Origin of the sequence: Brevibacillus laterosporus (assembly GCF_030489605.1) — a bacterium.
Classification (GTDB): Bacteria; Bacillota; Bacilli; order Brevibacillales; family Brevibacillaceae; genus Brevibacillus_B; species Brevibacillus_B laterosporus_E.
The window spans coordinates 54142-67592 of sequence record NZ_JAUKFY010000006.1; the positions used below are offsets into that span (position 1 = coordinate 54142).

Annotated in this window: 9 protein-coding genes and 1 riboswitch; of the genes, 5 read left to right on the forward strand and 4 right to left on the reverse strand. The window is 40.8% G+C overall.

Annotated features, from left to right (window positions below; translation table 11 throughout):
- Positions 1-1046: 1046 nt before the first annotated feature.
- The 3 genes from QZ995_RS08850 to QZ995_RS08860 all read right to left on the reverse strand — a co-directional run bounded on the left by QZ995_RS08850 (position 1047) and on the right by QZ995_RS08860 (position 5242).
- Complete coding sequence (locus tag QZ995_RS08850) at positions 1047-2057, reverse strand: FecCD family ABC transporter permease (protein WP_437124727.1); 1011 nt, start codon at positions 2055-2057, stop codon at positions 1047-1049.
- An 8-nt stretch (positions 2058-2065) separates the two neighbouring features.
- Entirely contained in the window at positions 2066-3118 is a 1053-nt protein-coding gene (locus tag QZ995_RS08855) for a FecCD family ABC transporter permease (protein WP_301805689.1), read from the reverse strand.
- A gap of 399 nt (positions 3119-3517) precedes the next feature.
- On the reverse strand, positions 3518-5242 hold the full coding sequence (locus QZ995_RS08860) for an ABC transporter ATP-binding protein (protein WP_301805692.1): 1725 nt from the start codon (positions 5240-5242) through the stop codon (positions 3518-3520).
- Between the two features lie 269 nt (positions 5243-5511).
- Between QZ995_RS08860 and QZ995_RS08865 the strand changes: the two genes are divergently transcribed.
- Positions 5512-7026, forward strand: a complete 1515-nt coding sequence (locus QZ995_RS08865) for an FAD-dependent monooxygenase (RefSeq protein ID WP_301805695.1) — start codon at positions 5512-5514, stop codon at positions 7024-7026.
- Positions 7027-7367: 341 nt separating this feature from the next.
- On the opposite strand, the gene metE is transcribed toward QZ995_RS08865, so the two are convergent.
- Positions 7368-9662, reverse strand: coding sequence for a 5-methyltetrahydropteroyltriglutamate--homocysteine S-methyltransferase (gene metE / locus QZ995_RS08870; RefSeq protein ID WP_301805698.1), 2295 nt, complete (start codon positions 9660-9662; stop codon positions 7368-7370).
- 166 nt (positions 9663-9828) lie between these two features.
- Positions 9829-10024: riboswitch (cobalamin riboswitch) on the reverse strand.
- Between the two features lie 297 nt (positions 10025-10321).
- Between metE and QZ995_RS08875 the strand changes: the two genes are divergently transcribed.
- The 4 genes from QZ995_RS08875 to QZ995_RS08890 all read left to right on the forward strand — a co-directional run bounded on the left by QZ995_RS08875 (position 10322) and on the right by QZ995_RS08890 (position 13389).
- Positions 10322-10537: a spore coat associated protein CotJA gene (locus QZ995_RS08875; protein ID WP_018672863.1), complete on the forward strand. Its 216-nt coding sequence runs from the start codon at positions 10322-10324 to the stop codon at positions 10535-10537.
- A gap of 2 nt (positions 10538-10539) precedes the next feature.
- Complete coding sequence (locus QZ995_RS08880; protein ID WP_301805709.1) at positions 10540-10821, forward strand: spore coat protein CotJB; 282 nt, start codon at positions 10540-10542, stop codon at positions 10819-10821.
- Between the two features lie 16 nt (positions 10822-10837).
- Positions 10838-11407, forward strand: coding sequence for a manganese catalase family protein (locus tag QZ995_RS08885; RefSeq protein WP_031415059.1), 570 nt, complete (start codon positions 10838-10840; stop codon positions 11405-11407).
- Between the two features lie 236 nt (positions 11408-11643).
- Positions 11644-13389, forward strand: a complete 1746-nt coding sequence (locus QZ995_RS08890) for an ABC transporter substrate-binding protein (RefSeq protein WP_301805716.1) — start codon at positions 11644-11646, stop codon at positions 13387-13389.
- Positions 13390-13451 lie beyond the last annotated feature (62 nt).

Sequence of the window (13451 nt, forward strand, 5' to 3'; positions counted from 1 at the left end):
ATACTACTATCCAAATGAATAGCCTTGCTTTTTGTCTGTCTTTGCCTATCTGATTCAATGTGATTTTTTATCTTGGCCAAAAAAACTAGTTTTTTACGATTCATACTTCTTATCCTAAGTGGGTTAAGGGTTCAGTTACTTCCTTAAAATCCCAATTGAGAAATTTCTATTAATTCGGGCGGCAACAATACAATATTATAAACCTAGTAAGCAATTCTGACTCACAAAAAACGACTGCTGAATCTGCTAGAAATAAGTGGATTAAGCAATAACAAATATCATTTAACATACAACGATGAATTATTATAAAAAATTTAAACAAGCCGTAATTGCTAGAAAAGCTACTATTCCTCCTCTCTATTGGGAATCTATCCTGAACACTTAAAATTACCCTTGCTGAATATTAGCACAATATGTCAAAAAATACAACTTTTTGCAATCTTCTTTCCTGAATATAGTAAACCCAAAATCTTGTTAACAAGACATGCAATCCTAACCTTTTTCATAGAACAAGATAACTTCTCAGCAACATATTGATACTGGGGTTCTCTGTTGTTTCTGGAAAAACGTTACACCTTAAATGTAAATCAAGTTTCTTTTTACATAATATATATTTTTTTACAATTTATTGACACTTAGTAACATTCTTTTTCACTTTCTTCACTTTCATATGAAATTCGACTACAAATAACAAGCAATAGGGCCTTTCTATGCCTATCTCACCAACAACTCGATAGTTATCTTTGTAGCACTACTGCCATTATTCGACTTTAAACCTTGCATTTGTAATCATGGACAATGGTCTAAGCGCTCCCTGTAATGAAAGGAATAAATGATTGATCTAGAAAAATTGTTAGAAAGGATAGTGATTTAACTAAAATATTTTGTCAAGCATATGAATTTGATCATTGTATGAACAAGACGAAAGAACTACTTTATATAAAAAAACAGGTTATCTTTTGCTAGATAACCCGTCAGCTTGAAGAGACTCCTATGTGGAGCAAATTATGCATCTTAAAAAATGTAATTGGTAGAAAATCTGTCTATCACTTCGATTTCATTAACAAATAAATAAAATAAGGAGCCCCTAAGGCAGATACAACAATTCCGACTGGTAATTCAGATGGAGCCAAGATATTTCGTCCAATCGTATCTGCAGAGAGCAAAAGAAGTGCTCCAAGCAGGGCAGCCGTAGGAATTAAGATTTGGTGCTTCGGACCTACCATTTTTTTAGCAAGATGAGGAGCGACCAAGCCGAGGAACGAAATCCCTCCTCCAACCGCCACGCAGGCACCTGCTAACGCAACAGCAGTTGCTAGTAACAATCTTCGCTCCCTCTCCACAGCCGTCCCTAAACTCACAGCGATGTCATCGCCTAGATGCAACACGTTTAAATAGCGTGCTTTATACATGGTATACGGAATAAGAAAAACAATCCACGGAAGTGTAGCCAGTACATATGTCCAATTCGTACTCCAAATGCTTCCGGACAACCAAACTATAGCCTTCATAAAATCTGTATCGTTCATTTTAAGCTGGAACACAATTAAGAATGCACCCAACATCGCATTCAAAGCAATCCCGACCAAAATCAGCCGTGTCGGAGTCACACCATTTTTCCATGCTAACAAATAAATGAGAAAGGCAGATAGCGAAGCGCCTAGTAATGCTACTACTGGCAAAATAAAAATAGACATGGTACCAATGGCTGACATCGAGCCACTAAATAGATAAATATAGATGACGACAAACAAGCCTGCTCCAGAATTAATTCCGATAATTCCTGGTTCAGCTAATTCATTTTGCGAGACACTCTGCAAAATAGCTCCAGAAACAGCAAGACCAGTTCCAATTAATAAAGCAATAACCATCCGTGGTAGCCGGAACTCGAATAATATCAAATTATGCTCCGCTGTTCCAAATCCAAACAAGGTGATTATGACATCCAAGGGTGCAATGCCAATAACTCCTATATGCAGGCTGACAAAAAATACTACGATAATCAACGATGTAATCAATCCAAGGACGACCCAGGGGCTTTTTCTTCCTTTTTGCAGTGCTTGCATTACAAGCCCCTCCCTTCACGTCTGGCCAAATACAGAAAGAACGGCGCTCCTAGAATTGCAGTCACAGCACCTACTGGCGTTTCAAAAGGGGCATTTACTAAACGAGCTCCAATATCAGATACTATGAGCAACAGTGCTCCTAGTAAAGCGGAGCAAGGAATAATAAAGCGATAATCTACTCCTACTAAAGAACGGGTTATATGTGGAATTACCAGCCCGATAAATCCAATAAAACCAGCTACCGCTACAGATGCTCCTGTCAGTAGCAGCACCACCAAGGTGCAAATCACTTTAATGATAAAATTGCGTTGTCCTAAGCCTTTAGAAACATCTTCACCTAGACTAAGAATCGTAATGGATCGTGCTAATAGTAAAGCAACCGGGAACCCTATCGCACCCACAATACATAACAATTCGACACTGATCCAGGGCGTATTTGCCACCCCTCCTGCAAACCAAAAGCTTATATCCTTAGCTACATGAAAATGAATGGCGATGGCAGAAGAGAGCGAAGTAAGTAATGCGCCTACCGCAGCTCCAGCCAGTGCTAATTTTACAGGAGTCAGCCCCCCTTTAGACAACGATCCAACAGCAAATACGAGACCAGCACCTAATCCTGCTCCCAAAAAAGAAAAGGCCATCATACTCATGTTTGACAGACCTGGAAAAAATGCAAAGGCAAGCGCAATTGCAAACCCTGCTCCATTCGTTACCCCCATAATGGACGGGTCCCCTAGGGGATTTCGAGTCATACCTTGCATAATGGCTCCCGATACGGCCAAAAAAGCCCCCACTAAACCTGCGGCTATTGACCTAGGCAAGCGCAGTTCTTGAATAATCTGATGGGAGGTTAGGTCAGGATTAAAAGAGACAATGCTTGACCAAACCGTCAAAAAATCAATATCTGCTGCTCCTAAAGAAATAGAAGCCACCATTACAAAAACAAGTGCTATGAACAAACCAATAATCAAGATAAGAGCAATTGCGGGTCTCGATTTTTGCTTAATCTGCTTCATTGCCCCATCCTGCTCATTGTGATTCGTGGATACCATTACTCTATCATTCCTTTGTCAAATTCATCCTGTTATCAATTGATTTCTATAAATGATCTGTCTGAAAAAAGGTGCATCTTCCTCCTTGTCGTATGTATCATGGATTCCTTATAAAAACAGAAACAAGCCTCTTTTTCAGTGCAATATCCTTGAAAAAGCTCCTCTTTTTAAATAAATGATTATCATTCTCAAATGATAGTATCATATCTTCCGCTACTTTTACATAGAAAAAATGAGGTCTGATCGAAGACTACAAGCGATTCAGTAATTCCCATACAAGCCGAAAAACCACATAAGAATCCACAACTATGGGTTCTTTCTACAGAAAAAAGCATCCCATTTTATCCATTTTATGCGGATATCGTGGAATGCTTTTTTCGTGACACGTAAAAATGACTTTTATTGTACTAATGTAGAGAATTGCGCTTCATGCAATCTGCTATAAACTCCTTTTGCTGCTAGCAATTCCTGATGATTTCCTTGCTCTGTAATTCCGTCTTTTGTCACAACCACGATACGATCAGCATTTTTGATCGTTGCTAAACGGTGTGCAATGACAAGTGTCGTTCTTCCTTCAGACAGCTTTTCCAGTGATTTCTGGATCGCTAGCTCTGTCTCTGTATCCAAGGCAGATGTTGCTTCATCCAAAATAAGGATAGGCGGGTTCTTTAAGAACATACGCGCAATGGCTAAACGTTGCTTCTGCCCGCCTGACAGCATGACACCTCTCTCGCCGATAATCGTTTCCAAACCATCCTTTTGGGAGAGAATGAATTCTTCCAATTTAGCATGACGCGCAGCAGCCCATATTTCCTCATCGCTAGCTTGTAGATTTCCATACTTGATATTCTCTCGCAGTGTTCCTGAGAACAAGAAGACATCCTGCTGGACAATCCCAATCTGTTTGCGTAAGGATTCCAGCTTCAAATCACGAATATCCATTCCATCAATTGTAATTTTGCCTGCGGTAACATCATAAAAACGCGGCAATAAACTGCACAGCGTTGTTTTTCCAGCACCGGACGGCCCGACAAAGGCTACTGTTTCACCTGCGCGAATGGTTAAATCGATACCGTTTAGGATATTTTCTTTATTTTGATAACCAAAAGTAACATCGTGATATTCTATGTTTCCTTTTAAATGATCTACAGCAATCGCATTGGCAGAGTCGGCTATATCTGGAGCAGTATCTAAAAGCTCCACATAGCGCTTAAAGCCAGCAATCCCCTTTGGATAGAGTTCGATAACTGCATTGATTTTTTCAATAGGCTTGAACAATATGTTTGTGAGCAATACAAAACCTACAAATTCACCTGCTGTCAAATGCCCCTTAATAACAAACCAAGTTCCGCAAATCAAGACAAATAGCGTCACAAGCCGCATAAGCAGGTAACTGATAGACATATTCATAGCCATGATCTTGTAAGAGAGTAGCTTAGTCAAACGAAAACGACCGTTATTAACAGCAAATTGAGCTTTCTCATACTCTTCATTGCCAAATGCTTGTACCACACGAATGCCGCCAATGTTATTCTCTACTCTCGCATTAAAATCTGCAATATCGGAAAACATTCTTCTAAAAGCAGCAGTCATTTTCTTGTTAAAGAAAACGGTTAGCCAAATTAAAAAAGGAATAACGAGGAATGTAAGCAAGGCTAATTGCCAATTAATATACAACATGACACCAAATGCACCGCAGAGAGTCATGACAGCGATGAACAAATCCTCTGGCCCATGGTGAGCTATCTCTCCAATTTCCATCAAATCATTTGACATACGAGACATTAAATGTCCTGTCTTGTTATTGTCAAAAAAACGGAATGACAGCTTCTGGATATGGTCAAACAGCTTTTTGCGCATATCCGTTTCAATATTAATCCCAAGCATATGTCCCCAGTATGTGACAACAAAATTAAGGGCTGTGTTTAAAACATAAATTCCCAACAAAGCAAAGCAAGCCGCAATAATCAGGGACCAATCTTGCCCGGGAAGCAGTTTATCGACAAATTGATTAACTGCCAAAGGAAATACTAATTCTAACAAACCTGCAATAATGGCACATGTAAAATCCAAAATAAATAACCCTTTATAAGGGCGATAATAAGAAAAAAACCGACGTAACACGAATCTATCACTCTTTTCTCTCTTGTCTACTAATCAAAACATTACGCTAAGTATAAACGATCAAAAACTGAAAGTGAATATCTTTCTCAATTAGAAGTGCAGGTTAAAAAATTTTGCTTTTTTTTGTAAACTTGATTCCTTTTATTACTCTGCTAACACGTTTACGTTACTTCTAACAAAATGTTAGAAAGAAATGGTTGCATTTTCCACAATTTCAGCTTAAATTGTATCCTAGGAAACAAAAAATAACCAGAATGGAGTTGAATCTAATGAAAACATCTGCAAAGGCTCAAATTGATGTAGTTATTGTTGGCGGTGGCCCCGTAGGACTGATGTGTGCGTGCGAATTAGCACAATCTAATATTCATGTAATCGTATTGGAAAGACGTAAAGAGAGAGTTCGTCACTCTCGAGCATTGACCCTGCACCCTAGAACCCTAGAGATCTTTGCAATGCGAGGGATTCTTGATCGATTTATTACTCGCGGATATCCGCTTTCAACTGCTCATTATGCCGGGCTTGAAACACGTCTTGATTTTTCCCGATTGGATACTCCCTTTCCCTACACCTTATTTCTTCCACAAGCCATCACAGAGGAAATTCTCGAACAACGTGCAATAGAGCTTGGAGTAGAAATAAGACGTCAGCATCAACTGACTAATCTGCAACAAACAGCTTCTCAGGTTCATTTATTTATAGAAAACGAAACTGAATCTTATGAATTAACCGCTAATTACGCAATCGGTGCAGACGGCGCACGAAGCCTTGTACGTACATGCTCCGAAATTGAATTCACTGGGAGCCCCTCCACTTTCACCGCGATGCTAGGTGATATTATTCTTACAGAGCCTCCAGCAGAGCGTTTCTTGCAATTTTATAATGAACATGGCTCTTTATTAATGATGTTGATTGCGGACGGCGTGTACCGATTTGCAATGATCGATCCTCTCCGCTACCATATTTCACCTGACGTTCCTGTGACGCTAGAAGAATTGCAGGCATCTATTGAGCGAATTACGAACCGAACAATGCCCATTCAGCATGCAGAATGGCTATCACGGGTAGGTAGTACACACCGTCAGGCCGCCAGTTATCGAAACAAACGAATTTTCTTAGTTGGAGATGCTGCTCATATTCATTTTCCTGCGGGAGGACAAGGACTCAATGTAGGATTGCAGGATGCTGTGAATTTATGTTGGAAGCTAGCAGCCGTCATTCAAGAAAAAGCACCCTTACATTTACTAGATACGTATCATGTAGAACGTCATCAGACTGGGGCAGTTTTTCTAAAAGAAACGCTAGCTCAAGTACATTTACTGAAAGATTTTACTGAAAGCGGACTGGCATTACGAGAGCTAATGTCGCAACTGTTAACCATACCTGATGTTAATCGTAGGTTTGCCGAGCAAATAAGCGGTATTCATGTTGTTTATCCGCCTCTTCCAACTCTCTCAGCAAGCTCATTAGCGGGTCATCGTTGTCCCAATGTAGATGGCTCTCTTCTATCGGGCCAAAGGGAACAATTATTCACAATTATGCAGCAAGGTGATTGGGTTCTTTTGATTTGTGGTATTGATAAGAATGAATCTCTTTTTACACACTTGCAATCAATAATGAAACGATTCCAGTTGGAATGCTTATCTGTTGACCAATTCCCACCGTTTTTACAAAGTCAAGTAGCTGTCCTGATTCGCCCTGATGGTTTTATTGCTTGGAACACTTCTGATGAATCTTCACTCATACCCAATATTGAAAAGACTCTGACTGCCATCATGCTGCCTTAATTTCTGAGTCTGTGACTACCCTTTTTTCATCTGTTGTCCTTTGTTTATGCAAAAAAATTATCGTTTCTCCTCTTGAAACGCATGAATCTTCGTTATAGAGCCTTGTATAAAATAGGAATGGCAGCATTTCAGTGCTTAGGGTATCCCCCTCTAGAAATGCTGCCATTCAACTAACCAGGCTAGTTTTTAGTCCCTATATTCTCTTTCCTTTATTTATTTTCAGTATCAAGTTGTGATGATTCGTATCGTGGAAACACAAGATTTATTAAAATATGTTTTGAATTTCGCACTCTTTTTTTCTAGTAATTCCATTTCTCCCCTTCTGCTACCTGCTCGTAGTGCTAAGGAATTGCTGTTATCGTGTTACGAACTAATCGAGTAGCAGTCACCATATTTTCTAAGGAAGCGATCGTTTCCGTACGTCCTCTTGTTTTTAACCCGCAATCGGGATTAATCCAAAATTGTCTGGGTTCTAGGACCTGCAAAGCATTCTCAATCATTTTTACCATTTCTTCTACTGTTGGAACACGGGGACTGTGAATATCATAGACACCTAGACCAATTCCTTTCAGATAGGAATGATTATGGAAGGCATGGATTAGCTCACCATGGCTGCGCGATGTTTCTATTGAAATAACATCTGCATCCAGTTCACTGATAGAATCGATAAAATCATGAAACTCGCAGTAGCACATATGGGTATGAATTTGGGTTGTGTCTTTTACAGTAGAAGTCGTTAAGCGGAAGGCTTTTACAGCCCATTTTAGATATGCTTCCCATTCCGTTTTCTTTAATGGCAACCCTTCACGCAGTGCTGGTTCATCCACCTGAATCATCGTGATCCCACTAGCTTCTAACGCTTCTACCTCTTTTTGCAAGGCAAGTGCAATCTGATAGGTTACCTGCTGTCTGGAAATATCGTCACGCACAAAAGACCAATTTAAAATAGTGACGGGTCCTGTAATCATTCCCTTGACCGGTTTAGCTGTAAGAGATTGTGCATAAATGCTCTCCTTGACTGTCATCGGCTCAACAAACTCTACATCTCCATAAATAACTGGTGGTTTTACACAACGTGAACCATAAGATTGCACCCATCCGTTTTTTGTAAAAGCGAATCCATCTAGTTTTTCACCAAAAAATTCCACCATATCCGTCCGTTCAAATTCGCCATGAACCAACACATCAAGCCCGACCTTTTCTTGTATGTCAATCCATTCGCGGATTTCTGCTTGCAAAAATTGCTCATATTGCTCTGCCGACCATTCCCCCTTCCGCCATTTATTTCTCGCCTGACGAACTTCTGTTGTTTGTGGAAAGCTACCAATCGTTGTAGTGGGGAGAATAGGTAATTGTAATCGGTCTTGTTGTTGTTTTCGCCGTTGTTCATATTCAGATGCACGGCCGATCTGATCTAATTGCAAGCTGGCTACAGCCTCATGTACATGCGGGCGATTGCGAGCTACAGAGTTCGCTACCCGTTCTAGGACAGTTTGATTCTCGGCAAAAATCTCTTTAACGCTCTCCTCTCCATTCTCCAACCAATCTGTAACATGCTTGATTTCGATTAGCTTTTCATCTGCAAACGCCAATGAATCTTTCACTAGTGGATCAAGCTGTGTCTCTTGACTGAGGCTGATTGGAACATGAAGCAGACTACTAGACGGCTGAATCCAGATACGAGATGCATCGACATGCTCTTTGATTGTAGAGAGGAGATTTGTCTTATGAGTCAGATTTGCCCGCCAAATATTCCTTCCATCAATGATGCCCGCCCCAAGCACTTTGTCCTGAGGGAAACCACTTGTGCTGATCTGCTCAAGGTTACGCCCTGCATCATGGACAAAATCTAATCCAATTCCTGCGACAGGAAGCTTACTTACTTCATTGTAAAATGTAACGGAACCAAAATAGGTTTGCAGCATGATTTGTAGTTGTGGAACTGCCTCATGAAGCTGTTCATAGATGTAGGAGATGGTCTTCATTTCGTCTTCGGGTAAAGATGTTACTAGAATCGGCTCATCCATCTGAACCCATTCCACCCCTTCCTGCGCTAATTCTGTTAGAACCTGCACATAAAGCGGGACGAGCTGCAGGATAATAGCCGGTATCTGTAGCTGATCGAATCCTTTGGATAGCTTAATAAAGGTATAAGGTCCTACTATGACCGGTTTTCCTTTAATCCCTAGCTCCTCTTTCGCCTCTTTATAAGCAAGAAGCGGTTTATTTTCTGTAAGGACAGGTTTGATGTCCTGAAACTCCGGTACAATGTAGTGATAATTGGTATTAAACCATTTGGTCATTTCGCAAGCAACTGCATGCTGATTCCCTCGTGCCATAGCAAAATAGGTGGACAAGGGTACTACCCCGCCAGCATATTCATAGCGTTTTGGAATATAACCAAACATCACGGCCATATCCAGCATGTGATCATACATGGTGAAATCATTGACCGGGATCAGATCAATACCCATCTCCTTTTGTTTTTGCAAATGCTGGAGTCTGCTTTGTTGCATTTGGGCAAGAAATTCCTTCTCTTCAATTGTCCCGGCCCAAAATGCTTCTAATCCCTTTTTCCATTCGCGATTTTCTCCAATGCGTGGATATCCTAAATTGCTGCTTATTCCTCTGTTCATGCTTGTTCGCCCTCCTAAACAGGTTATATTTTCGGTACAAAACACAACTCAAACAAAAAAGCATCTCTTCCCGTTCAAAAGATGGTTAGAGATGCTTGAACAAGCAGTGAATATACATGTACAACTGCCACAGCTATCTAACACCTCCCTATCTCCCGTAGGTCACACAGTGTTGTTGAAATAGGCAGGTCTCCTGACTTAAGAATTCACATCAGCACATACCTTCCCAATCCTTGATGGATCAGTGGCGTTTTTGTACTGACTCCTCTTTTACAGTGGCGGGACCGTGACGGATTTACACCGTGCTTCCCTTTTCATCCTTGACACTCATCGTTCAAAGAACCTATTTCCACATATTCAATTCACCAATGTCACGAAGACATATATACCTAAACCCTTTAACAAGGTATGCTTGCTATCATAATATAAATTCACATAAAATTCCATATTTTTATTCAATTCAGTTTCCTGTTGCCGTTGAAAAGACTTCTGCCACTTCCATGCGAACTGGATTTTGCCCGCTCTTCTCACCACCGCTCGCCCGTCAAATCGGACTTCAAAAGGCGGATTTATTCTCTTTTTTACCTATGTTTTCTGTTCTACTCCCCTTGTCCAACTGATAAGCATATAAGGACATCTACAGGAAAGGAGGCAATCATATGAGTCGAAATCGAAAGGCATATTATCCTTTCATCGGTCCATGTGATCCTTGTCCGCCACAACGGGTTGTAACCTATGAGACACCACCACAGCTCTACTTGGGATTTCAACCCCCGAATTTACCCCAATTTGATCCATACAAAGCTCTTTGCTTAGGAACCCTTTGGCCTGCTCTGTATGCGCCTTATGAAAATCCGTACAAGGGAGGCAAATAAAAGTGAGCGATCATGGTACTTTTACGGATGAACGCCAGCAGCAATATTATGAGCTGCTTCACCAAATTCAGGCAATTGACTTTGTGTTAGTGGAACTAAACCTGTATCTTGATACCCATCCTACTGACATGACTGCTATACGGCAATTCAACGATACGGCACAGCAAAGTATGGCACTAAAGCGCCAATTCGAATCTTCATTCGGACCTCTGATGAATTTTGGCAATAGCTTTTCGCAGTACCCTTGGTCGTGGAACGATGTGCCTTGGCCTTGGCAGGTCTAGAAAGGGGGAATTTTGAATGTGGATTTATGAGAAAAAGTTACAGTATCCCGTTCGCGTAAGCAAATGCGATCCGAAAATGGCAAAGTACTTGATGGAACAATATGGTGGAGCTGATGGGGAATTAGCGGCCGCTCTACGCTATATGAACCAGCGCTATACGGTTCCTGATAAGGTCATTGGTCTTTTAAACGATATTTCCACAGAAGAATTTGCCCATCTCGAAATGATTGCAACAATGGTATATAAGCTAACGAAGGACGCTACTCCTGAACAGCTGGAGGAAGCGGGTCTTGGCGCACATTACGCAAATCATGATAAGGCTTTGTTTTTTCATGATGCTGCCGGTGTTCCTTTCACGGCTACGTATTTTCAAGCAAAGGGTGATCCGATTGCAGACTTGTATGAGGATATTGCTGCTGAAGAAAAGGCTCGGGCTACTTATCAATGGTTGATTAATATGACTGATGATGTCGATTTAATCGATAGCCTTTCTTTCCTTCGTGAACGTGAAGTTGTACATTCTCAACGGTTCCGTGAAGCAGTGGAAATTCTAAAAGCAGATCGGGAACAGAAGAAAATTTTCTAACTACGTAACTAACTAAACTCTACAAGTGAATAGAAAAGGCTAATTGACCAAATTTCTAGTCAGAGATTTGGTCAAATGTTTTTTCTACGCTCTATTTTCCTCTACGCTCATGTCCAGTCTCATGTCAATAAGCTTTTCAAATAGGAATTGCAGAAATATGATTAATTCATACTTTACAGATCGGAATTATAAGAATATAATGAGTCTACATTTTCCAATTTATAAGGAGGATCATCATGAGTAGAGCTTTTATACATTCATTCTTCACATTTCTGTTAGGAGCTTCCTTATTATCCGGTTGCAGCAGTGAGGGAGCAGCCCCATCCATCTCTGATACTTCAGCCGATGGTCAGGCAGATACTCAGGCCCAAACACTACGGGTACAGAATGCAGGAGATGCTGTTATCGCTGCTACAGACAAATCCAGATCGCCTCAATCGGCTAAAAATCGAAAAGACACGGTTGTAGTAGCTTTAACTGAACCAGGCGGAGTTTTCAATCCATATTTTTATCACAATGGTTATGATGGGAACGTTACCTCCGTGATGTTTTCTCCACTTGTTGATATTGATAAGAATGGCAAACCAGTTCCTAAATTGGCAGAAAAGTGGGACATTTCCGATGATCAGCTTACATACACCTTCCATTTACGTAAAAATTTAAAATTTAGCAATGGAGAACCCTTGACTGCTGATGATGTCGCCTTCACTCTCACCGTTTTGCATGATAAAACGTATGACGGAGAAACAGAAATCGCCGAAGCACACATTAAGGGCGGCAAAGCTTATAAAGAAGGAAAAGCAAAAACCATTGAGGGAATTACAGTAATCGACCCACAAACCATCAAGATAACCACTGAGAAAGTAAACGCCCGCTCTCTTCTCCTGCTTGGTGGTCAGGTTTTGTCCAAAGCTTATTATGGAAAAGGTTATGAACCAGGTAAGCTTGACTATCTGCGTACCTTGCATACGAAACCAGTCGGAGCTGGCCCGTACAAATTTGAAAAGTTTATCCCCGGTCAAGAAGTGAGGTTTGTAGCCAATGAGTATTATTACGAGGGAAAACCGGCGATTACCCATTTTATTTATAAAACAACCGATGGAGATACTACGCAGTTCTTCCAAACAGGTGAGACTGATTATAGCTCCTTTCCTGCAAATGCTGATAATCTGGAGCTTTTAAAGAGCCTTGGTTTTGCAAACATCAACATTTATACTTCGACTGCCTACAGCTATCTTTCCTTTAACCATAGCAAGCCTTATTTAAAAGACAAGCGGGTTAGACAGGCGCTAATCTATGGACTTGATCGTCAACAAATTGTGGATGCCGCCTATCAAGGTTATGCACAAGTAGCTAATGTACCCGTATCTCCAGTATCCTGGGCGTATACAGAAGATGTGAACCACTACGCTTATGATGTAAATAAAGCTAAACAGCTACTGGATGAAGCGGGTTGGAAAGAAGGATCGGATGGCATCCGTGAAAAGGACGGAAAAAAACTAGTTCTTCACTACCTGACAACGAAAAGTAAAGTAAGCGACATTCTTATTCCTATCGCTAAGGAAAACTACAAATTAATTGGTGTTCAGCTTGAGGCGGAATTAATGGATTACCCAGCGCTTGTTGCGCGAACTGACAAAGGTGATCACGACCTTGCTTCCTTTTCTACTGCCATGCTAGGTGATCCATCAGATGGTGTTGTTCAGTTTTCTTCTACAGGTGGCGGTAGTTTTACCAATACACATGGTTATTCCAATCCGAAGGTGGATGAACTGCTTGCAAAAAGTGTAGGGACGCTTGATATTGAAAAACGTAAGGAAGCTTACAAGGAGCTTTATCAAGCGTTAAGCGATGATCCCCCTTTCATTTTACTGAATTATCGAAAGATTTTATCAGGTCATAATGCGCGAGTGGAAGGATTTGAACCAAACGGTTATACCGGGATAAGCTCAAGCCTACCTAACCTGAAAATTGTGGAATAAAACACCCATCGAACATGCTCAGTTCTTATGAACTTGATGGGACTGAGCATATTCCTTCATCA

What these genes read in the sequence shown, in the direction of transcription:
- QZ995_RS08855 (WP_301805689.1), bottom strand. Translation starts at nt 3,118, where the DNA reads ATGGTATCCACGAATCACAATGAGCAGGATGGGGCAATGAAGCAGATT.
- metE (WP_301805698.1), bottom strand. Translation starts at nt 9,662, where the DNA reads ATGAACAGAGGAATAAGCAGCAATTTAGGATATCCACGCATTGGAGAA.
- QZ995_RS08875 (WP_018672863.1), top strand. Translation starts at nt 10,322, where the DNA reads ATGAGTCGAAATCGAAAGGCATATTATCCTTTCATCGGTCCATGTGAT.
- QZ995_RS08865 (WP_301805695.1), top strand. Translation starts at nt 5,512, where the DNA reads ATGAAAACATCTGCAAAGGCTCAAATTGATGTAGTTATTGTTGGCGGT.
- QZ995_RS08885 (WP_031415059.1), top strand. Translation starts at nt 10,838, where the DNA reads ATGTGGATTTATGAGAAAAAGTTACAGTATCCCGTTCGCGTAAGCAAA.
- QZ995_RS08890 (WP_301805716.1), top strand. Translation starts at nt 11,644, where the DNA reads ATGAGTAGAGCTTTTATACATTCATTCTTCACATTTCTGTTAGGAGCT.